Consider the following 19,618-nt stretch of genomic DNA (forward strand, 5'->3'; position numbering starts at 1 on the left):
GGGAAGAAATGGGGCTATCCATGTTGAAATATCTGACGCCGGTCATCACGCTGGGTCTGTTTGCCTGTTCCGGCGGCGGTGACACTCCGCCGGAAAATGCGCAAGCATTGGCGGCCGCCAGCGATACCGCCGAAACGCTCGGTCCGCCCGTCGGCAGTCCGATGCCGGATTTCCGTCTGAGTGATGCCGATGGCGGGATGCGGACGCTGGCAGACATTGCGGGCGAAAACGGAACTGTCATTTACTTCAACCGTTCGCTCGACTGGTGCCCCTTCTGCCAGACCCAGACGATGGAGGTGAATGCCGCCGCCGGCCGGTTTGCCACTCTCGGCTATGGTGTGGTGACGATCACCTATGACAGCGTGGACACACTCCGGGCCTTTGCCGAACGCCGGTCGATCGGCATCACCCTGCTATCCGACCCGGATTCATCCCTGGTGGATGCTCTGGACATCCGCGATCCGGTCTATACTGACCCCGACAGCATGGCTTATGGCGTGCCGTATCCGATCACATTCATCGTCGGTGCGGACGGCATGATCGAGGGCAAATACTGGCACGAGCCGGGATATGGCGAGGAGCGTGGTTATCGCCAGAGGATCACGGTCGAGGATGTGCTGGCACAGCTTGAGGCAGACTAGAAGGCGGCGAGTTGCATGCCGGTATTGAGCCGCATCAGCTCGAACGAGATGGTGAGCATGAAAGTCGTCCAGAAAAAGACCGGCCACATCATGAGGGCGGCGGCTTTCTGCGCCCGTCCGATGACCAGCATTGTCAGCGTTGTCAGCACCCAGCTGCCGAGAATGGCATAAAATCCGAAGGTCAGGTCCCGGAAGATGACAAAGCCGGTAATCCATCCGGCCGAAGCCAGATAGAGCAGCACGATCAGGCCGATGGCCAGGCGGCGCTCCCATCCGTGTCCGAAACGGTCCACCGTCCACAGCGCCAGCGCCATCAGCATGGTCTTGGCAATCCACAGCCAGGTCAGGACCATTACCGGCGGCAGCCAGAGCGGCCGGCTGAGATCCTCATACACCCATGATACAATGCCGGTCGCAAAGGCGAGTCCGGAAATGATGCCGGTCATGGCTGCCGCAAGGATCCAGTACACCGCAAGGCGTATGATTGTGGGACGGTTTGCTGGAGACATGAGAGGGCGGGCTCACTTTCGTGTTGGCGAACATCCCTCATGCGCAATTTTCGCGCCAATTATGGCAAAGCCATGGCAGCCCGCCTTGTCACATGCGGCCGGCGGGCCTATTCCCGCAACAGACAATGGTTGCAGGAGTGAGTCATGGTGATGGATGTGTCGGCATTCGGACCCCGTCTTGAAACAGAGCGCCTGATCCTGCGCGTCCCGGAAGAGCGTGATCTCGAACCGCTCGCCGCCGCCATGGCGGACGAGGAAACCGCGCGCCATATCGGCGGCACGCAATCGCCGCCCATGGTCTGGCGCGCCATCGCCAGCATCATCGGCCATTGGGCCTTGCGCGGATACGGGTTTTTCACGGTCGAGGACCGGGCGACCGGCGAATGGCTGGGCCGTGTCGGTCCCTGGTTTCCGCATGGCTGGCCGCAGCCGGAGGTCGGATGGACGATCAAGCGCGAAGCCTGGGGCAAGGGGTATGCCAGCGAGGCCGCCGCGCGCTCCATCGACTGGGCGTTTGACGAGCTCGGCTGGGAGTCTGTCATCCACCTGATCGACGAGAAGAATACCGGCTCACAGGGCGTTGCCAGGAAACTCGGCTCGCGCAATCTGGGCCGCAAGGCGGAAGTCGCGGGTTTTGGCATGATTGTCGATGTCTGGGGCCAGTCCCGTGAGGACTGGTTCGCGCGGCGTTAGATCCAGCCCTTCTCCCGCAGAAGCGGATAGAAGCTCCGGCTCACAGGCGCCGTAATCCCGCCGGTCAGGGTCAGCTCGGCCCGCCCGCCGGCTTTCTCCGCATTTTCGATCGCCGGTCGCGCCACCCACCAGGAGCGGTGGGTCTGCATACCTTCCAGTCTTTCCACCGCGGCCATGGCATCGCTCAGCCGCATCAGGATCAGCGCATCGCCGCGCGCTGTATGAACCCGCAGATAATGATCTTCCGATTGCAGGGCGAGAATGTCGGCGGTCCGGAGCCGGACCGGCAGCTTGTCGGTCAGCGCCCGTCCGGCCTTTAGCGCAAGGCTGGCATCATCCGGCCGGTCGAGCAGATAGGTCAGCGCCGTCACGCCGCCGGAAATCACCAGTACGAAGCCGTAGATGACCGGCCATTGCACGAGCGGCGGCGTGAAACCGACGGCCGCCTGCAGCGCGATCACGGCAGCGCTCACCGGCACCGCCACCATAAAGGCTATGGCCGTATAGGTGGCGAGCGGGGACAGGCCGGGCGCGAGGCGGCCCAGCAGCCACGCTGCGGCATTTCCGGAGGCCCCGCCGAGGATCATCAGCGACACCCAGTAGAACCACACCCACGGCCAGCCCAGCCCGCCAGTATTATAGGGCGCAAGAATGGCCAGGAATGTGCCGATCCCGGCTACGAACAGATAGCCGGCCCCATGAGCCTTCAGCCAATTGACCAGTCGTTGCACGGAACCCGCTCTCCATTCGCGTTTCGTGAATGGAAACCTAGCGCCATTCGCGACGGGAAACAGCCCGTTTGCGAAGTGCCGGTTCCGCCCGGTCAGAACCCGCGGCAATCAACCGGTATCGCAGATTTGCCGGAGGACAGGCTGATGAACTTGATACGTGATTTCGCAATTGGTTTCGGGCTGGTGGCCATTGTGATCGGTGCCGCCCTCGCCCAGGCCGGATTTTTCAATGGCTTCGGGCTGGGCGAATTTGCCGTTGCCTTTGCCGCAGAATACAGCCGGGTCAGCCTCGACCTTGCCGCCTTCGCCCGCGCCCCGCTGATTGTTCAGATCCATGCTGGATCGGCGGTGGCCGCACTGGGACTGGGGCTGGTTCAGCTTTTTGCGCCCAAAGGCACGATTCCACACCGCACGCTGGGTTATGTCTGGCTCGGCCTGATGCTGACCGCTGCATTGACCGCCATTTTCATTCGCGAGCTCAATAATGGCAGCTTCAGCTTCATCCATATTTTTGTGCCACTGACACTGTTCGGGATTGTCGGCATCATCATGAGTGCGCGGGCGAAACGGACGGCCAAGCACCGCGGCGATGCGCTTGGCCTGTTTCTCGGCGCACTGGTGGTGCCGGGCCTGTTCGCCTTCATGCCCGGCCGCTTGATGTGGCAGATGTTTTTCGGCGGCTAGTCACCGGCATGTGATGAGCATGGACGATATTTCAGTATTCCCCCGCACATTTCGTGTCAGGGTCAGGAGGGGCCTGATCACAGAGGGAGGCATCATGAAAACAATCCTCACAGCCTTGCTTCCGGCCATTGCGGTCGCGGGGGCAGCGGCAGCCCGGGACGACTGGCGCGCAGGAGCCGTGGCCGCCCTGCCGCAATCGGGAGAAATGCACCTTCAGCTGATCAATAATGACGAAGCGGACGGTTTCATGCGTCTCGGCTGGGTGCGGGATGATGAGAACGGCATCATCCGGTTCTATGACCGCTCAATGCTGGCCAGTCAGGAAATCTATGAAACGATGGCCGGATCCATTCACGCCGACACGCTGGCACCGATCGATGTTGCGGTGCGTTTTCACCAGCAATCCGCCATCCTCTCCGTCGAGGCTGCCGCGCAAGACGGGGTGATGGTCGGCAGGCGGACCTTCACCCAGCCGCTTGCCGGGCAACAATCGGCGGAAATCAACACGCCGGTAACCGACGGCATGGTGATGCGGGCGGCCGTCTTCTTCCTGTCCCAGACTCTGCCGCTGGAGCCCGGGGACTCAATCGGGTTTGACTGGTTTTCCTCGCTGGCCGGCGCGGCTGGCACGGTGACCATCACCGCGTTTGAGGGCGGCGCGGTCGACACCATTGCCGGCAGGTTTGACACGCTGCGCCTGGAATTGCGCGGCGCGTCGCCGGAGAACGACATCTACGTCACCGGCAATGACGGGCTGCGCCAGGTGGTCCGGATTGATGTCATCGGCCAGCCCATGCGGTTCGAGGCTTATCCGGCACCGGAGCCGGTAGTGGAATAGCAGGCTTTACCGCTGGCGCTCCGGTGTCAGCGGGTTAAACTCACCCCATGCGTGTTCTTTTCCTGCTGACAGCCTTCTGCCTGAGCGCCGCTGCGCAGGCTCAGGCACCGCGTCCGGTTGTGCTGAACGCCTGCAATGATGCGCCATTCGCGATCGGTATTGCGGCGGCTTATCGCAACGATCCGACGGATCAGCGCCTTGTGCGGGGTTGGTTCGAGATTGTCCCGGGTGACTGCCTCGAAGGCAATCTGGGCAATATCGTGGGAAATGAAGTCTGGCTGGGTGCCGTTTCCGGCAGCTGGCGCTGGCCCGCCAGCGACGCTGCCGATGTCCGCTACTGCATGCCGGCCCAGACCTATTTCGGCCGGGCCAGACCGGAAGGATGTGGCGATGACGAGCGTCTGACCGGCTTCCAGCGAATGCCGGTTTCGCCCTTCCGCTCCGGATGGGGCCGCGTGCAGGTGCGATATGGCTGCGATGATTTTCCCGAAGCCGATGCCGTGCTTTGCCGCCAGACACAGCCAGGTCGCGATGGTCTGGCTGCCCCGCTCAACACGCTGGAAGTCTGCAATACCTGGCCGGTGGACGCTGAGATTACCGCGGGTGCCAGTGCTGATTTCGCCGGCTTCGAGATAACGGGCTGGGTGCGGATACCGGCCACGCTTTGCCGGGACGTCTATCGCGGTTTCCCCGCCGGCGGTGAAGTGTGGTTTGCGGCCCGGCGCGCCGATAATGGCGTGGCCCCGCCCGCCCATGAGGGCAGGCTTTGTGTTGCGGATGAGGATTTTAGTGCGTCCGGACCGCGCGGATCCTTCGTCAATGCCGGACAATGCCCGGCTGACGCCCCGGCCGCCATCGGGGCCCAGAGGGTCCGCTTCGGCCCCAATGTCGAACGCTTTCAGGCCTATGTTCCGCGCCTTGATCCTTAGCGTCGCAGCCGTTTCACATTTCCGGTGTAAGCGGATCGAAACCGGTATGGAGATTTCGATGCGCGCCTGTCTCACCCTGCTCGCGTTTACGCTATTGGCCACGCCCCTTCAGGCACAGGAGGCCGCCGCCCCGTCAGCCGGAGCGCCGCCGCGCACCGTTCTCGAGGCCTTGCGCCCCTTTTACGGCCAGCTTGAGCTCGACCATCCGACCGCCGGGCCCCCGGCATCGCGCGATCCGGCGCTGGCCCTGACCCGTATTGCCTTCGGCTCCTGTCATGACCCGGAACGGGAGGGTATGGAAATCCTCGAGCGGGTCGCCGCCGACAATCCCGATCTCTTCATATATACGGGCGATAATGTGTATGGGGATGCCTGGTCCTTTGACGCCACCCTGCCGGAATTGCGCGCCGCCTATGCCGCACTGGCCGCCGCACCGGAATTCCAGACCCTGCGGGCACAAACCCCGATGCTGGCGGTCTGGGATGATCATGATTACGGGATGAATGATTTCGGCCGCGGATTTCCATTCAAGGAATATGCAGAGCGCCTCTTCCTCGATTTCTGGAACGTCCCCGAAGACGACGCGCGCCGTCAGCGCGCCGGCATCTACACCTCCCGCGTCTACGGGCCGGAAGGGCAACGCACCCAGATCATCCTTCTGGACACCCGTTATTTCCGCTCGGACCTGACGCCGACCCCGGAACGCGGGGCAGAAGGGCGCGAGCGCTATATTCCGTCCGGAGCGGACAATCAGGACATGCTGGGCGAGACCCAATGGGCCTGGCTGGAAGACCAGCTCTCTGTGCCCGCCGACCTCCGGCTCGTTGTCAGCTCGATCCAGGTCCATGCCGACGGCCATGGCTGGGAAGCCTGGCGGACATTGCCGCAGGAACGGGCGCGCTTTTACAACCTGCTGGAGGAAACCGGTGCCGGAGGCGTGATCCTGATGTCGGGAGATCGTCACTCATCCGGCATTTATGTTCGCGAAGACGTGATCGGCTACCCTCTCTACGAGATCACCTCGTCCTCTCTGAACATGTCTTTTCAGGAAGAAAACAGCGAATCCGGCCCCCATCGCATCGGCGACATGTATGCGCCCGTGAACTATGGCGTGATCGATGTGAACTGGGCAGAGCGGTTCGTGAACCTGCAGATCCGGGACGCAGACGGGCGTGCTGTAAGGGATGTGGCGATCTCACTGGAGGATCTCGCACCGCGTTGATCTTACCGATTGTTCACAAACCCCGGCGGAATGATGATATTGCGGTCACGCGGGCGTTAGCGGGTTCGATCAGTCGTGATTGGATGCGGGCGGACAAACACGCCACCTTCCATCTCGCCGGACGGGGCTGAACCCGGCCGGAAGAAATTGAACCCTCAGGAGGTCATATATCATGAACACCCAAACCAGATTTGCCACGCTCGCCGCTTCTGCCATGGCGCTGTCCCTGTCGGCCGCAGTGTCGGCCGACGACGCCATGCAGGGCATGGACGGTATGGAGCGCTGTTATGGTGTCGCTCTGGCCGGCGAAAACGATTGTGCGGCCGGCCCCGGCACGTCGTGCGAAGGCACGTCCACGGTCGATTATCAGGGCAATGCCTGGACCTATGTTCCGGAAGGCACCTGCACCACGATCGAAACGCCTTATGGCAATGGCTCGCTTGAGCCGATTGAGCGTCCGTAAAGGCGTTCCCCGGATGGTCTCTGTCCACCCTGTCCTGGCTCCGGCACCTGAAATGGGTGCCGGAATCGGCCTCAAACCCCAGCACTATCGCAGTGTTCTGGAGAGCCGGGTTGATGGATTGTGGGCGGAAGTCCATCCGGAAAACTACATGATGGCCGGCGGCCCGCGCCTGGCCTGGCTGGACGCGATCCGCCGGGAGCATCCCCTATCGCTCCATGGCGTCGCGCTCTCGCTGGGCGGGGCCGTTCGTCCGGACCGCGACCATCTCAACCGGTTGCGCGCGCTCGCTGACCGCTACCAGCCGACCCTGATGAGTGAGCACCTTGCCTGGTGTGCCCATGACGGCACCTATTTCGGCGATCTGCTTCCCACACCCTATACCGAAGCACAGCTGGACCGTTTCTGCGCCCATATCGACGAAACCCAGGATGCGCTCGGCCGGACAATCCTGATCGAGAACCCGTCCATCTATCTGCCGCTGAAATCGGAAATGACCGAACAGGCTTTTCTCGCCGAAGCGGTCCGGCGCACCGGTTGCGGCCTGTTGCTGGACGTCAACAATGTTTTCGTTACCTGCTGGAATCTGGGCCAGGATCCTTACAGCTATATCGACGGCGTCCCGGGCGAAGCGGTCGGGGAAATTCATCTCGCCGGCCATGAACAGGACGAGAATCTGGGCGATCAATTGCTGATCGACACGCATGGCGCGCCGGTGCGCGACGACGTCTGGAAGCTCTATGATTATACAATCGGGAAAATCGGCCCGAAGCCGACCCTGATCGAGCGCGACAGCCATCTGCCGGCCTTCGACCAGCTGATGGCCGAGCGCGGCCGCGCTCAGGATATTCTGGTGGCCGCGAATGGCTGACTTCCATGATATTTTTGCCCGCGCGCTGAAATCCGGTGATGCCTCGGCGCTGGCGGCCTTTACCGAAGGCGCGCCCGACACGAAATTCAAGGTCTATCGCAATAATGTTGTTAAAGGCGCGGCGGACACGTTGGGTGATGCCTATCCGGTCATCAAGCGGCTCGTCGGCGAGCAATTCTTTCAGGGTATGGCGCGGGCTTACTGGGCCGCGCATCCGCCCTCAGGCCGGACGCTGACGCTGTATGGTGAAGACTTTGCCGATTTCATTGAATTGTTCGAGCCCGCCCGCCCGCTGGTCTATCTGGCGGATGTGGCCCGGATCGAACGCGCCTGGCTGGAAGCCCATCATGCGCCGGACGCCCTGCCGCTGAAACTCGCGGATGTGAAGGGCCTGCCGCCGGATGAACTCGCGGCGATGGCCCCGGGACTGCACCCGTCCGTCCGCACACTGGCATCGGATTGTCCGGCTTTTTCGATCTGGCGGACCAATCGCGAGGACGACACGGTCCGGAAAATCTCGCTCGATGCAGGCGGAGAGATGACCCTGGTCCATCGTCCGCAAATGGAGGTGCGCTACCGGCGGCTGTCGCCCGCGGATGCACTTTTCATCAGCCGCATCGAGGCGGGTCAGGATTTTGCCACGGCGTCAAATGCCGTGGCGGACAGTTTTCCGGGCGTTGAGCCTGTACCGCTATTCATTGCCTTGCTGAAGGAAGGCATTTTCAGGGGAAGAGACACATGAGCACGCAAAAATTTGACGGCAATCCGCCGGTCCTGGGCGCGGCAGGCGCGCTCTATCATCAGGTCTATGGCAAGGTTCAGGAGATCATCTCGCACAATTTCCTCGCCCTGTTTGCACGCCTGTCCATTGCCGGGGTTTTCTGGCGTTCCTTCCTCAACAAGGTCGAGACCATTGGCCTGTTCGACTATGTCGAGGTGATCAATGATTTCGAGGTCCAGAGATCATTGATCAAGATCCCGGCCTTTCCGGTGACAATTGAACAATCGACCTTCAACCAGTTTGCAGAAGGCGGTCAGTTCGCCCTTCCACTGGTCCCGGGAACGCTCGCCGCCATCATGGCCACGATGGGTGAAGGCATTCTGCCCATCCTTCTGGTGCTTGGACTGTTCTCGCGGTTTGCCGCAACAGGCCTGATTGTGATGGCGCTGGTCATCCAGATTTTCGTCTTTCCGACCAATGTCCATTTCTGGGGAACGGTGGCACTGTGGTTGATTCCGTTGCTTTACCTTGCCGGACGCGGATCGGGCGCTATCTCCCTCGACTATGTCCTGACCAGACATCTGGCTCGTTAACCCTCCGGGCAACAGGGCATGACGCGCCGCTGACCGATACCCCGGTCAGCGGCGCTCTTCATTTGGCCTCGGCGCGCAAACCGGCTAGGACGCAGATCAGACTTGAATTTCACGGGGCAAGACGATGAAAGTCTTCTTGAAGACATTGCAGGCGCGGCTGCGCGATCCGCGCCAGTTTTCGGTGAAATCTCCTGACCGCCTGTGCCCGATCTGCGGCTATGAAGGCCGCTTTCTGGCGCTGGGGACACCGCCGCGCTGGGATGGCCGCTGCCCCAATTGCTCCTCCCGGGAACGCCACCGTCTTTTGCATATCTGCCTCGAACGCGAAGGCATTGATCTGACCGATGGCCGCTCCATTCTGCATTTCGCACCCGAGGGCTATTTCAAGAAGATGATGGGCGACAGCCCGGCCTACCACACCGCCGATTTGGTGCCCGGCAAGGCGCGTCACGCCATGGATATGGCCGACATGACGTTTGACGATAACAGCGTCGATGTCGTCATCGCCAATCACGTGCTCGAACATGTTCCCGATGACCGCAAGGCGATGCGCGAAAGCCTGCGTGTGCTCAGATCCGGCGGCCTGGCCATTTTCACCGTGCCACAGAACTGGGCGCGGGCCGAAACCTATGAGAATCCTGCAGTGACCTCCGCGGCGGACAAATACGCCCATTATGACGATGCCAGCCATGTCCGCTATTACGGGCGCGATTTTGCCGACCGTGTGCGCGAAGCCGGTTTCGACGTGACCGAATGGCGCCTGACTCCGGAAGAAGAACCGAAATACGGCCTCTTCAAGCAGGACATCATCTATCTCTGCTACAAACCGGCCTAGGACCTTTACGAGTACCGGCCCTAGCCGCGCTCAAACACCAGATAGACATGCACCGGAAAGACCGGTGTGATCGATTCCAGCCCGGCAATGCCGGCCAGCGCCGCGACGGCCGCTTCCAGACCGAATTCGCGGGCATCGATCAGGGCCGCTTCCGAGGAAATCACGAGCACGCTGTCTTCGCCATTCCGGATCACGCGCACCGGTGCATAGACTGTCCGCACCGTTCCGCGCAGGCTGACCGCCAGTTGCAGCTCGGTTTCCAGGGCATCGCCGACAGCCAGGGCCTCGAAGCTGGACGGATCCAGATTGGCGGCGAGCTGGATCTCGGAAAATTCGCTGACTTCAAAGAAGATATCGCGCAGGCGCTCATTGCGGATGTCGACATAGCTTTCAAGGCTGGCGGCATCGATGTTCAATCGCGCTTCGCCCGAGGCCGACACGGAACCGGACAGGCCTTCAAACCGGCTGATCTCGGCCACATCGCCGTTTTTTACACTGATCACGGTAATATCCGAGGCATTGCCATTTAATTGCCATGAGGTGCCGGTAACCGGCGCTCCGGCGGAACAGGCCGCCACAAGCCCTGCTAAAAGAATTGCGGCCAAACCCTTGAACATGTCACTGCCTTCCTGTTGCTTGGGCAACTGATGCCCGAAACGAATCTAGGACATATATCGTGATTTTCTACCGTAATGTTGCCGTCGTCATGTTGGCCATCGGTGTCTGGCAGATCGCCAACGGTCTGCTGAACGTCGCCTTGCCGCTGACCATGGCAGAGGCCGGATGGTCTGGTGTCGCCATCGGCGCCATCGCCTCGGCCTATGCGACCGGCTTCATGGCGGGGGCGTTCTATGCGCCCAAACTGATTTCACGCATCGGCCATATCCGCGCCTTTGCCGCGGCAGGCGGGCTGGCAGCCGCCGCCACGCTGATTCTCGGCATTGATACCAATGTCTGGCTCTGGTTTGCCCTGCGCCTGGTCTTCGGGGCCAGCGCCGCTTGTCTTTTCGCGGTGGCAGAGAGCTGGATCGCGGATGCCACGCCGGCCAAGAGCCGTGGCGGTGTGATCTCTGCCTATCAGATTGCCGGGCGCGCCGGCATTGTCATCGGTCCCTTCCTGATTGCCGGTGGCGCGGAAGGCATCGGCGCGGCGCTGCTGCTAGCCGGCGCTTTCCTGGCATTGGCCATTTCACCGATTGCGGCCACCGGGCGGGCGCAACCGGCCTTGCCCGAGCATCCGCCGGGCTCGCCCCTGGAAGTGCTGAAGATTGCGCCCGCCGCGGCGGTCGCCGTGTTCGCGGCCGGGCTGGTCAATACCGGTGTGCTGGCGTTCATACCGATCTGGGCCGGCGGTCTCGGGGGTGAAAATGCCAATGAAAGCGCCACCGCTGCCGCAGCATTGGTGATGGGCGTCATCTTTGCCGCCTCCATGGCCAGCCAGTGGCCGGCCGGCAAGATATCCGATCATTTTGACCGCCGTCTGGTCATTGCAGCGCTGGGCGCTGGCTGGGCCGTCGTCTCCGTGGTGCTGACAGTGTTTGTCAATCCGGGACTGGTGTCCGGAATCATTCTGATCGGCCTGTGGGGCGCCACCTCGCTGGCCCATTACGGCATTGCCATTGCCCATGCGGCCGACCGCGCTGATCACGGTCAATTGCCGGCCATGGCGTCGGGGCTTCTGCTCGTCTGGGCAACCGGCTCGGTCATCGGCCCGCTGATCGCCGGCGCGCTCTATGCCAGCCCGCTGGGCATGCGGGGCGTCTTCCTGTTCTCGGCCATTTCCGGCGGCCTGCTGGCGCTCTCCATGGTCTGGCGCAAACGCCAGAAAGCCGCACCGTCAGAGGCCGATCGCGAGGATTTCGTGAATCTTCATGCGACCTCTGCCCAGCTCGCGGAAATCGACCCGGACGAAGCGGGGGCCTGAGCTCTGTGATTGAAGGGGCAAAGGCGCATTGCGCCCCATCATGCCGGTGTTATAAGCCCGGTATATCTTTCCGCCTGAACGCCGATTCCCCACGCGAGGCTTCCATCCATGAATATCCACGAATACCAGGCCAAAACCCTTCTGAAATCCTTTGGCGCGCCGGTCGCTGATGGCGGTGTCGCCATGACCCCGGCCGAAGCCGAAGCGGCGGCGAAAAACCTGCCCGGCCCGCTATGGGTCGTGAAAGCCCAGATTCATGCGGGCGGCCGCGGCAAGGGCAAGTTCAAGGAATCCGAAGCGGGTGAAAAAGGCGGCGTCCGCCTCGCCAAGTCGGCCGCGGAAGTCCGCGAATTTGCCGCCCAGATGCTGGGCAATACGCTGGTCACCAAACAGACCGGTCCGGCCGGCAAACAGGTCAACCGCATCTATGTGGAAGACGGTGCGGACATTGCGCGCGAGTTGTATCTTTCAATTCTCGTCGATCGCGCCACCAGCCGTGTCGCCTTTGTCTGCTCGACCGAGGGCGGCATGGATATCGAGGCCGTGGCCGAGGAAACCCCGGAAAAGATCCATACCGTCCTTGTCGATCCGGCAGCAGGCTACAGCCCCTATGTCGGCCGCAAGATTGCGGCGGCGCTGGAACTGGACGGCGATCTGGTCAAACAGTGCGTCAAGCTTATGGGCCAGCTCTACAAGGCCTTTGTCGAAAAGGACATGGCGCTCCTGGAAATCAACCCGCTCATCGTCACCGAAGGCGGCAATCTCCACGTCCTCGATGCCAAGGTCGGCTTTGACAACAACGCCATGTACCGTCATCCGGACATCGCCGAATTGCGGGATCTGACCGAGGAAGACGAGAAGGAAATCGAGGCCTCCAAATACGATCTCGCCTATATCGCGCTCGAGGGCGATATCGGCTGCATGGTCAACGGGGCGGGTCTGGCCATGTCGACCATGGACATCATCAAGCTTTATGGCGCGGAACCGGCCAACTTCCTCGATGTCGGCGGTGGCGCATCGAAGGAAAAGGTGACGGCGGCCTTCAAGATCATCACCGCCGACCCGAACGTCAAAGGCATTCTGGTCAATATTTTCGGCGGCATCATGAAGTGCGATGTCATTGCCGAGGGTGTGATCGCCGCGGTTAGAGAGGTCGGACTGAAAGTGCCGCTGGTTGTCCGCCTGGAAGGCACGAATGTCGAGAAGGGCAAGAAGATCATTTCCGAATCCGGGCTCGACGTGATCCCGGCCGATGATCTCGACGACGCCGCCCAGAAGATTGTGAAAGCGGTAAAGGGTTAGGTGGTCGACGTGCTTCGAGGCTCGCTTCGCTCGCTCCTCAGCATGAGGTGCAAGAAAGACCTCACCCTGGGGAGCTGCCGCAGGCAGCCTCGAAGGGCGTGGTCTGAAAGCCGGGGAAGTAACCTGTGACGGGCCTCCTCCAGATCCTCGTCATGGTCGCGCTGCCGGTCGCTGCCGGGGGCTATGCCGCCTGGTTCATTCGCGCGCGCCTCGCGGTCATGCGCTGGAATATCTACGCCTTCTCGCTGATGATCGGATTGCTGACCCCGGTTCTGATCGGCCTGCTGGTGGCGCAGGCCATGATCGGCATGGTCGAGACCGGCATGACCCTCGCCATTCCCATGATCATGGGCGTTTCGGCCGGCACCGGCTGGCTCGCGGGCGCGCTCATGTTCCGCTTCAACGGAGATGGCGCATGACCAGCCGTTCTGATTTCACCTTTTTCCACGAACATCGCGTGCGCTGGGCCGAGGTCGATCCGCAGGCGATTGTGTTCAACGCCAATTATTTTGTCTTCGTCGATCACGCCGTGACCGAGTATTTCCGTGCCAATGATCTGATGTGGGACCAGACGCTGGAAGCGGGCTTCGATTTCTTCACGGTCAATGCCAATTGCAATTTCCGCAGCCCGGCCCGTCTCGACGAACTCATCCAGATCGGCTTCCGCTGCAAGCGCTTCGGCACATCCTCGGTGGATTATGCCTTCGGCATTTTCCGCGGCGATGAACTGCTGGCCGACGGCACCATGACCTATGTCTGCGCGGACGCGAAAACCCGCCGCCCGATTCCGCTGCCGGACCATTACACATCCCGCATTCTGGCGTTTGAACGCCATCCGATTGAAACAAAACAAGCTGCCTGAGGTTCGAATACTATGGCCGTACTCGTCGACAAGAATACCAAAGTGATCTGCCAGGGCCTCACCGGCCGCAACGGCACTTTCCACACCGAACAGGCCATGGCCTATGGCACGCAGATGGTTGGCGGTGTGACGCCGGGCAAGGGCGGCCAGACCTGGCACGGGGATGAAAATTCCAGCCTGTCCCTGCCGATCTACGACACGGTCGGCGAGGCGCGCGAGGCCACCAGCGCGAATGCTTCCGTCATCTATGTGCCGCCGCCTTTTGCCGGTGATGCCATACTGGAAGCCATTGACGCCGGGATCGAGCTGATCGTCACCATCACCGAAGGCGTACCGGTTTCCGACATGATCAAGGTGAAACGCGCCCTGACCGGCACAAGATCGCGCCTGGTCGGCCCGAACTGTCCGGGCGTCATCACGCCGGGCGAATGCAAGATCGGCATCATGCCGGGTCATATCCACAAGCGCGGCACGGTCGGGGTGGTCTCACGCTCCGGCACGTTGACCTATGAAGCGGTCAAGCAGACCTCGGATGTCGGTCTCGGCCAGTCCACCTGCATCGGCATTGGCGGCGATCCGGTGAACGGCACCAATTTCATTGATTGCCTCGAACTTTTCCTTGGCGATGACGAGACAAAATCCATCGTCATGATCGGCGAGATTGGCGGCTCGGCGGAAGAAGAAGCTGCGGAATTCCTCAAATCCGAAGCCAAAAAGGGCCGATCCAAGCCGGTCGTTGGCTTTATTGCCGGCCGCACGGCGCCTCCGGGCCGGACCATGGGCCATGCCGGTGCGGTGGTCTCCGGCGGCAAGGGCGGCGCGGAAGACAAGATCGAGGCCATGAAATCGGCCGGAATCACGGTTTCCGACAGCCCGGCCCGGCTTGGCACTACCATGGTCGAGGTCTTGAAAGGCTGACCGCACAGACAATTTTCAATGGGTGGTGGCACACAATCAGCCCTCACCCGGTCCGGTTACGGGTTTACAAGGGGGTAGGCTCACCGGAAACATGGACAACAGGCGAACCAGCGGGGGTTCGGCCAAGCAGGAATAGAAATGTCAGACGCAAAGCGCACTGATCGTAATCAGGACTTCCTCGATACCTCCTTCCTCTATGGCGGCAATGCCCTCTATGTCGAGCAGATGGCCGCCAGCTGGTCGGCCGATCCGTCCTCCGTGCCGGCGGAATGGCGCAAATATTTCGAGGACAATGACACCGACCGCGCCGCTTCCGGCCGCGCCGCCCGCGGGGCCAGCTGGAAACGTGCGAACTGGCCGGCAGATCCCGATGGCGATCTGACCTCGGCGCTGGGGGCCATAGATGGTGCTGCCGAACCGGCCCTGATCGAGAAGGTCGCCGAGCGACTGCCCGACGCCGATCCGGCCGAGGTCCGCAAGGCCACGCAGGATTCCATCCGCGCCATCATGATGATCCGCGCCTATCGCATGCGCGGCCATCTCGCGGCCAATCTGGATCCCCTGTCCATGTCGGATTTCGGCCCGCAGCCGGAATTGCAGCCTCAATCCTATGGCTTTGAGACTGCGGACATGGACCGCGAGATTTTCATCGATGGGTATCTCGGTCTCGAAACCGCCACGCCGCGCGAAATGCTGGACATTCTGCGCCGCACCTATTGTTCCACGCTGGGCGTGGAATTCATGCATATCTCCAACCCGCAGGAGAAAGCCTGGCTTCAGGAACGTTTTGAGGGGCCGGACAAGGGCGTGAATTTCACACCGGACGGAAAAAAGGCCATCTTCTCACGCCTCGTCGAGGCTGAAGCCTTCGAGCGCTTTTTGCACAAACGCTATCCCGGCACCAAGCGCTTCGGCATTGATGGCGGCGAATCCATGGTCCCGGCGCTGGAACAGATCATCAAGCGTGGCAGCCAGATGGGCGTCAGCGACATGATCCTCGGCATGCCCCACCGCGGCCGGCTGAATGTTCTGGCTGCCGTGATGGGCAAGCCCTACCACCAGATTTTCCATGAATTCCAGGGCGGCTCGACGCAAGGCGGCGAATTTGGCTCCGGCGATGTCAAATACCATCTCGGTGCCTCCTCTGACCGTGAGTTTGACGGCAATACCGTCCATCTTTCCCTCACCGCCAACCCGTCTCACCTCGAGGCAGTTGATCCCGTCGTCCTCGGCAAGGCCCGCGCCAAACAGACCAAATACCGCCGCGAGCAGGGCGATGATGCCAGCACCTCACGCCAGGTCATGCCGCTGCTTCTGCATGGCGATGCCGCCTTTGCGGGGCAGGGCATCGTCGCGGAGTGCTTCGGCCTGTCCGGGCTGAAGGGACACCGCACCGGCGGCGCCATCCACTTCATCGTCAACAACCAGATCGGCTTTACCACCGACCCGAAGGATTCGCGCTCCTCGCCCTATCCGTCGGATGTCGCCCTGATGGTGCAGGCGCCGATCTTCCACGTGAATGGCGATGACCCGGAAGCCGTGGTCTATGCCGCGAAAATGGCAACGGAATACCGCCAGCTTTTCGGCAAGGACGCCATTGTCGACATGTTCTGCTACCGACGCTACGGCCATAATGAAGGCGATGACCCGTCCTTCACCCAGCCGCAAATGTACCAGATCATCAAATCCCATCCGACCACGCGGGAGCTCTATCAGCAGCGCCTCGTCGCCGAAGGTGTTCTGACCGAGGCCGATGCCGATTCGATGGCGCGTGAATTTGATGATTTTCTCGATGCCGAATTCGAGAAGGGCAAGGATTTCAAGCCGAAGGATGCGGATTGGCTGGATGGTGTCTGGTCGGGTCTCGGTCTTCCCGAAGAGGATGACCGCCGCGGGGAAACTTCGGTTCCCGAACAGAAGCTCCGGGATCTGGGTCACAAGCTGACCGAAATTCCTGAAGATGTTGATGTCCACAAGACGCTGCGCCGCGTGCTGGAAGGCCGCCGCAGCGCCATCGAGGCCGGCGAAGGTCTCGACTGGGCCACGGCTGAAAGCCTCGCCTTTGCCACGCTGCTCGATGAAGGCTTCCCGGTACGCCTGTCCGGACAGGACAGTGGCCGCGGCACCTTTTCGCAGCGCCATTCCCACATCATCGACCAGACGACAGGCGAGAAATACACCCCGCTCAACCAGCTGGGCACCGAACCCATCCGCTATGAAGTCATCGACACCATGTTGTCGGAAGAAGCGGTCCTGGGATTTGAATACGGTTACTCGCTGTCGGCGCCCAACACGCTGGTCATGTGGGAGGCGCAATTCGGCGATTTCGTGAATGGTGCCCAGGTCATCATCGACCAGTTCCTCGCCGCGGGAGAGCGTAAATGGTTGCGCATGTCCGGCCTCGTCATGCTCTTGCCGCATGGATATGAGGGACAGGGCCCGGAACATTCGTCGGCCCGCCTCGAACGCTTCCTGCAGCTCTGCGCGCAGGACAATATGCAGGTCGCCAATTGTTCAACACCGGCGAACTATTTCCACATTCTGCGCCGCCAGATCCATCGCGGCTTCCGCAAGCCGCTGATCCTGATGACGCCGAAATCGCTGCTGCGGCACAAGAAATGTATTTCCACACTTGCTGCCATGGGGGAGGGCTCCTCCTTCCATCGCGTCTTGTGGGATGATGCCGATCCGTCCAACCGGCCGGAAGGCGCATCCGAAGTGGCCAGCCTGAAGCTCGTCGCGGACGAAAAGATCCGCCGCGTCGTGATGTGCTCGGGCAAGGTCTATTACGACCTGCTTGAGGCGCGCGAGGAAAAGGGCATTGATGATGTCTATCTCCTGCGGATCGAGCAATTCTATCCCATCCCGGCCCGTTCCATGCTGCTGGAATTCCAGCGCTTTCCGAATGCCGAACTGGTCTGGTGTCAGGAAGAACCGCAGAATATGGGGGCCTGGACCTTTATCCAGCCGACGCTGGACTGGGTATTGATGCAGACCGGCAGCCAGCAGGCCCGGCCGAAATATGCCGGCCGCTCGGCCGCCGCCTCGACCGCTGCGGGCACCGCTGCGGCACACAAATCCGAACAATCCGCCCTGATCGACGAAGCGCTCGCCTGATCCCGATACGAAGGACACGAAACCATGACCGATATCAACGTCCCCGAACTGGGTGAATCCGTCTCAGAAGCCACGGTTGGCAGCTGGAATTTTTCCGAAGGCGACACCGTCCGGAAAGACGACATTCTGGTCGAGCTGGAGACCGACAAGGTCTCCATCGAGGTGCGGGCCGAGGAAGATGGTATCCTGACCCAGATCGTCGCGGCTGAAGGCGAGACGGTTGAAATCGGCGCCCGGCTGGCGGTTGTGGGCGAAGACAGCGGCGAAGGCAAAAAAGCGGCAGACTCCGGTGACTCGTCCGGGGAGGACGAGGCGTCAGACGACGACAGCAAGGACAGCGACGACAGCAAGTCTGTCGAGTCCGGTAAGGAAACCGGAAAGGACGAATCTGCTGATGAGGCCTCCGGGGATGAAGATTCCAGGGATGAGACCTCCGCGGATGGCGATTCCAACGAAAAAGATGACGATACGGGCGGCGGCGAAGCGGACAGCGATGGCAGCCTCGTCGATGCCAAAATCCCGGAGATGGGGGAAAGCGTCTCCGAAGGCACGGTCGGTGCCTGGCTGGTCGATGTCGGCGCGGCGGTGAAGAAGGACCAGGCGCTGGTCGAGATCGAAACCGACAAGGTCGCCGTTGAAGTGCCGTGCCCGGTGGATGGCGTTCTGGAAGAGCGCAGGGCCGAAGAGGGCGATATGGTCGCGCCCGGCGATGTCATCGCCCGCATCCGCGAAGGCGGCGCGGCGAAAGCCGATGCCCCGGAAAAGGATCAACCGGAAAAAGACGCCAAGGCCGAAGACAAGGCGGACGATAAGCCTGCCTCTTCGTCCGAAGTGAAGGCCATGCCGTCGGCAGCGCGCATCGCCGAGGAAAACGATCTCGATCTGTCAAAGGTCGAAGGCACGGGCCGCGAAGGCCGGGTCACCAAGGGCGATGCCCTGAAAGCCGTCGAGGCCGGCGCGCGTTCCCCCGAACCGGCGGCCAAGCCTGAGGACAAGGACAAGCCATCATCTCCTGAGTCCGGCGATCGCAGTGAAGAGCGCGTGAAAATGACCCGCCTGCGCCAGACCATCGCCCGCCGCCTGAAAGAGGCGCAGGACACCGCCGCCATGCTCACCACCTTCAACGAGGCCGACATGTCGGCGATCATGAAGGCGCGCAAGACCCATCAGGATGCCTTTGTCGCCAAGCACGGTGTGAAGCTCGGCTTCATGAGCTTCTTCGTGAAAGCCTGTGTCAATGCGCTGAAGGAAATCCCGAACGTCAATGCCGAGATTGATGGCGACGAGATTGTCTACAAGAATTATTACGACATGGGCGTGGCGGTCTCGACCGAGCGCGGCCTCGTCGTGCCGGTGGTCCGCGATGCTGACCAGATGTCTCTCGCCGATATCGAGAAGAAGATCATCGAACTCGGCACCAAGGCGCGCGATGGCAAGCTCTCCATCAACGAGATGCAGGGCGCGACCTTCACCCTCTCCAATGGCGGCATTTTCGGTTCGCTCCTGTCCACGCCCATCCTCAACGCCCCGCAATCGGGCATTCTGGGCATGCACAAGATCCAGGAGCGTCCGGTGGCCGAGAATGGTCAGGTGGTGATCCGTCCGATGATGTATCTGGCCCTGTCCTATGATCACCGCATCGTGGACGGCAAGGAGGCGGTTACCTTCCTCGTCCGCGTCAAGGAAGCCCTCGAGGATCCGCAGCGGCTCTTGTTCGATATCTAGGGCATCCGCCGCGTTGATTTGATTTCCCCTCCCCCTTCGCCTG

21 protein-coding genes are annotated in these 19,618 nt (G+C 61.5%); 18 read left to right on the forward strand and 3 right to left on the reverse strand.

All coding sequences use genetic code 11. The features are described 5' to 3' along the window. The first annotated feature begins 20 nt into the window (after positions 1 to 20). On the forward strand, positions 21 to 641 hold the full coding sequence (locus DBR16_RS00265; protein WP_161539334.1) for a peroxiredoxin family protein: 621 nt from the start codon (positions 21 to 23) through the stop codon (positions 639 to 641). Here the strand turns inward: DBR16_RS00265 and DBR16_RS00270 are convergent. After that, entirely contained in the window at positions 638 to 1,150 is a 513-nt protein-coding gene (locus DBR16_RS00270) for a TspO/MBR family protein (RefSeq protein ID WP_109259246.1), read from the reverse strand. The two genes, DBR16_RS00265 and DBR16_RS00270, sit on opposite strands and share 4 nt — an antisense overlap. A gap of 144 nt (positions 1,151 to 1,294) precedes the next feature. Here DBR16_RS00270 and DBR16_RS00275 point away from each other — a divergent pair, with 144 nt between their 5' ends. After that, positions 1,295 to 1,843, forward strand: a complete 549-nt coding sequence (locus DBR16_RS00275; RefSeq protein WP_233347465.1) for a GNAT family N-acetyltransferase — start codon at positions 1,295 to 1,297, stop codon at positions 1,841 to 1,843. On the opposite strand, the gene DBR16_RS00280 is transcribed toward DBR16_RS00275, so the two are convergent. Then, positions 1,840 to 2,574, reverse strand: a complete 735-nt coding sequence (locus DBR16_RS00280) for a LytTR family DNA-binding domain-containing protein (RefSeq protein ID WP_109259247.1) — start codon at positions 2,572 to 2,574, stop codon at positions 1,840 to 1,842. The two genes, DBR16_RS00275 and DBR16_RS00280, sit on opposite strands and share 4 nt — an antisense overlap. Positions 2,575 to 2,718: 144 nt before the next feature. Between DBR16_RS00280 and DBR16_RS00285 the strand changes: the two genes are divergently transcribed. The 9 genes from DBR16_RS00285 (at position 2,719) to DBR16_RS00325 (ending at position 9,727) form a co-directional block, all read left to right on the forward strand. After that, complete coding sequence (locus DBR16_RS00285; RefSeq protein WP_109259987.1) at positions 2,719 to 3,258, forward strand: DUF2306 domain-containing protein; 540 nt, start codon at positions 2,719 to 2,721, stop codon at positions 3,256 to 3,258. A 94-nt stretch (positions 3,259 to 3,352) separates the two neighbouring features. Next, the gene (locus DBR16_RS00290; protein ID WP_109259248.1) at positions 3,353 to 4,096 is read left to right on the forward strand and encodes a hypothetical protein; all 744 of its coding nucleotides are present in this window, start codon (positions 3,353 to 3,355) and stop codon (positions 4,094 to 4,096) included. Between the two features lie 47 nt (positions 4,097 to 4,143). After that, on the forward strand, positions 4,144 to 5,025 hold the full coding sequence (locus DBR16_RS00295; RefSeq protein WP_109259249.1) for a DUF1036 domain-containing protein: 882 nt from the start codon (positions 4,144 to 4,146) through the stop codon (positions 5,023 to 5,025). Between the two features lie 58 nt (positions 5,026 to 5,083). Next, the gene (locus tag DBR16_RS00300; RefSeq protein WP_161539336.1) at positions 5,084 to 6,247 is read left to right on the forward strand and encodes an alkaline phosphatase D family protein; all 1,164 of its coding nucleotides are present in this window, start codon (positions 5,084 to 5,086) and stop codon (positions 6,245 to 6,247) included. A gap of 172 nt (positions 6,248 to 6,419) precedes the next feature. Continuing rightward, positions 6,420 to 6,710, forward strand: coding sequence for a BufA1 family periplasmic bufferin-type metallophore (locus DBR16_RS00305; protein ID WP_109259251.1), 291 nt, complete (start codon positions 6,420 to 6,422; stop codon positions 6,708 to 6,710). 13 nt (positions 6,711 to 6,723) lie between these two features. Further along, positions 6,724 to 7,578: an MNIO family bufferin maturase gene (gene bufB / locus DBR16_RS00310; protein ID WP_233347467.1), complete on the forward strand. Its 855-nt coding sequence runs from the start codon at positions 6,724 to 6,726 to the stop codon at positions 7,576 to 7,578. Continuing rightward, positions 7,571 to 8,320 carry an HvfC/BufC N-terminal domain-containing protein gene (locus DBR16_RS00315; protein ID WP_109259253.1) on the forward strand — a complete coding sequence of 250 codons (750 nt, stop codon included), beginning with the start codon at positions 7,571 to 7,573 and terminating at the stop codon, positions 8,318 to 8,320. Before bufB ends, DBR16_RS00315 begins: the two co-directional genes overlap by 8 nt. Beyond that, the gene (locus tag DBR16_RS00320; protein ID WP_109259254.1) at positions 8,317 to 8,892 is read left to right on the forward strand and encodes a DoxX family protein; all 576 of its coding nucleotides are present in this window, start codon (positions 8,317 to 8,319) and stop codon (positions 8,890 to 8,892) included. The genes DBR16_RS00315 and DBR16_RS00320 overlap by 4 nt, the downstream gene beginning before the upstream one ends. Before the next feature lie 124 nt (positions 8,893 to 9,016). Beyond that, positions 9,017 to 9,727, forward strand: a complete 711-nt coding sequence (locus DBR16_RS00325; RefSeq protein WP_109259255.1) for a class I SAM-dependent methyltransferase — start codon at positions 9,017 to 9,019, stop codon at positions 9,725 to 9,727. A 20-nt stretch (positions 9,728 to 9,747) separates the two neighbouring features. On the opposite strand, the gene DBR16_RS00330 is transcribed toward DBR16_RS00325, so the two are convergent. Next, entirely contained in the window at positions 9,748 to 10,344 is a 597-nt protein-coding gene (locus DBR16_RS00330; RefSeq protein ID WP_109259256.1) for a YceI family protein, read from the reverse strand. 59 nt (positions 10,345 to 10,403) lie between these two features. On the opposite strand from DBR16_RS00330, the gene DBR16_RS00335 reads away from it, so the two are divergent. The 7 genes from DBR16_RS00335 (at position 10,404) to odhB (ending at position 19,575) form a co-directional block, all read left to right on the forward strand. Continuing rightward, positions 10,404 to 11,651, forward strand: coding sequence for an MFS transporter (locus DBR16_RS00335; protein WP_109259257.1), 1,248 nt, complete (start codon positions 10,404 to 10,406; stop codon positions 11,649 to 11,651). 108 nt (positions 11,652 to 11,759) lie between these two features. Continuing rightward, complete coding sequence (sucC, locus tag DBR16_RS00340) at positions 11,760 to 12,953, forward strand: ADP-forming succinate--CoA ligase subunit beta (RefSeq protein WP_109259258.1); 1,194 nt, start codon at positions 11,760 to 11,762, stop codon at positions 12,951 to 12,953. A gap of 125 nt (positions 12,954 to 13,078) precedes the next feature. Further along, positions 13,079 to 13,372 carry a hypothetical protein gene (locus tag DBR16_RS00345; RefSeq protein WP_109259259.1) on the forward strand — a complete coding sequence of 98 codons (294 nt, stop codon included), beginning with the start codon at positions 13,079 to 13,081 and terminating at the stop codon, positions 13,370 to 13,372. Continuing rightward, the gene (locus DBR16_RS00350; RefSeq protein ID WP_109259260.1) at positions 13,369 to 13,815 is read left to right on the forward strand and encodes an acyl-CoA thioesterase; all 447 of its coding nucleotides are present in this window, start codon (positions 13,369 to 13,371) and stop codon (positions 13,813 to 13,815) included. The genes DBR16_RS00345 and DBR16_RS00350 overlap by 4 nt, the downstream gene beginning before the upstream one ends. A 12-nt stretch (positions 13,816 to 13,827) precedes the next feature. After that, positions 13,828 to 14,733, forward strand: a complete 906-nt coding sequence (gene sucD, locus DBR16_RS00355) for a succinate--CoA ligase subunit alpha (protein WP_109259261.1) — start codon at positions 13,828 to 13,830, stop codon at positions 14,731 to 14,733. A 138-nt stretch (positions 14,734 to 14,871) separates the two neighbouring features. Further along, the gene (locus DBR16_RS00360; protein ID WP_109259262.1) at positions 14,872 to 17,850 is read left to right on the forward strand and encodes a 2-oxoglutarate dehydrogenase E1 component; all 2,979 of its coding nucleotides are present in this window, start codon (positions 14,872 to 14,874) and stop codon (positions 17,848 to 17,850) included. A 24-nt stretch (positions 17,851 to 17,874) separates the two neighbouring features. Further along, positions 17,875 to 19,575: a 2-oxoglutarate dehydrogenase complex dihydrolipoyllysine-residue succinyltransferase gene (odhB, locus tag DBR16_RS00365; protein ID WP_109259263.1), complete on the forward strand. Its 1,701-nt coding sequence runs from the start codon at positions 17,875 to 17,877 to the stop codon at positions 19,573 to 19,575. Positions 19,576 to 19,618 lie beyond the last annotated feature (43 nt).

It is taken from the genome of Hyphobacterium indicum, assembly GCF_003129605.1.
In the GTDB taxonomy this organism is placed as follows: Bacteria; Pseudomonadota; Alphaproteobacteria; order Caulobacterales; family Maricaulaceae; genus Hyphobacterium; species Hyphobacterium indicum.

Excerpts from the sequence above, each read along its gene's own strand:
- DBR16_RS00275 (WP_233347465.1), top strand. The coding sequence starts at position 1,295 with ATGGTGATGGATGTGTCGGCATTCGGACCCCGTCTTGAAACAGAGCGC.
- DBR16_RS00360 (WP_109259262.1), top strand. The coding sequence starts at position 14,872 with ATGTCAGACGCAAAGCGCACTGATCGTAATCAGGACTTCCTCGATACC.
- sucD (WP_109259261.1), top strand. The coding sequence starts at position 13,828 with ATGGCCGTACTCGTCGACAAGAATACCAAAGTGATCTGCCAGGGCCTC.
- DBR16_RS00350 (WP_109259260.1), top strand. The coding sequence starts at position 13,369 with ATGACCAGCCGTTCTGATTTCACCTTTTTCCACGAACATCGCGTGCGC.
- DBR16_RS00295 (WP_109259249.1), top strand. The coding sequence starts at position 4,144 with ATGCGTGTTCTTTTCCTGCTGACAGCCTTCTGCCTGAGCGCCGCTGCG.
- sucC (WP_109259258.1), top strand. The coding sequence starts at position 11,760 with ATGAATATCCACGAATACCAGGCCAAAACCCTTCTGAAATCCTTTGGC.
- DBR16_RS00270 (WP_109259246.1), bottom strand. The coding sequence starts at position 1,150 with ATGTCTCCAGCAAACCGTCCCACAATCATACGCCTTGCGGTGTACTGG.
- DBR16_RS00305 (WP_109259251.1), top strand. The coding sequence starts at position 6,420 with ATGAACACCCAAACCAGATTTGCCACGCTCGCCGCTTCTGCCATGGCG.
- DBR16_RS00330 (WP_109259256.1), bottom strand. The coding sequence starts at position 10,344 with ATGTTCAAGGGTTTGGCCGCAATTCTTTTAGCAGGGCTTGTGGCGGCC.
- odhB (WP_109259263.1), top strand. The coding sequence starts at position 17,875 with ATGACCGATATCAACGTCCCCGAACTGGGTGAATCCGTCTCAGAAGCC.
- DBR16_RS00320 (WP_109259254.1), top strand. The coding sequence starts at position 8,317 with ATGAGCACGCAAAAATTTGACGGCAATCCGCCGGTCCTGGGCGCGGCA.
- DBR16_RS00285 (WP_109259987.1), top strand. The coding sequence starts at position 2,719 with ATGAACTTGATACGTGATTTCGCAATTGGTTTCGGGCTGGTGGCCATT.
- DBR16_RS00300 (WP_161539336.1), top strand. The coding sequence starts at position 5,084 with ATGCGCGCCTGTCTCACCCTGCTCGCGTTTACGCTATTGGCCACGCCC.
- DBR16_RS00325 (WP_109259255.1), top strand. The coding sequence starts at position 9,017 with ATGAAAGTCTTCTTGAAGACATTGCAGGCGCGGCTGCGCGATCCGCGC.
- bufB (WP_233347467.1), top strand. The coding sequence starts at position 6,724 with ATGGTCTCTGTCCACCCTGTCCTGGCTCCGGCACCTGAAATGGGTGCC.
- DBR16_RS00290 (WP_109259248.1), top strand. The coding sequence starts at position 3,353 with ATGAAAACAATCCTCACAGCCTTGCTTCCGGCCATTGCGGTCGCGGGG.
- DBR16_RS00265 (WP_161539334.1), top strand. The coding sequence starts at position 21 with ATGTTGAAATATCTGACGCCGGTCATCACGCTGGGTCTGTTTGCCTGT.
- DBR16_RS00315 (WP_109259253.1), top strand. The coding sequence starts at position 7,571 with ATGGCTGACTTCCATGATATTTTTGCCCGCGCGCTGAAATCCGGTGAT.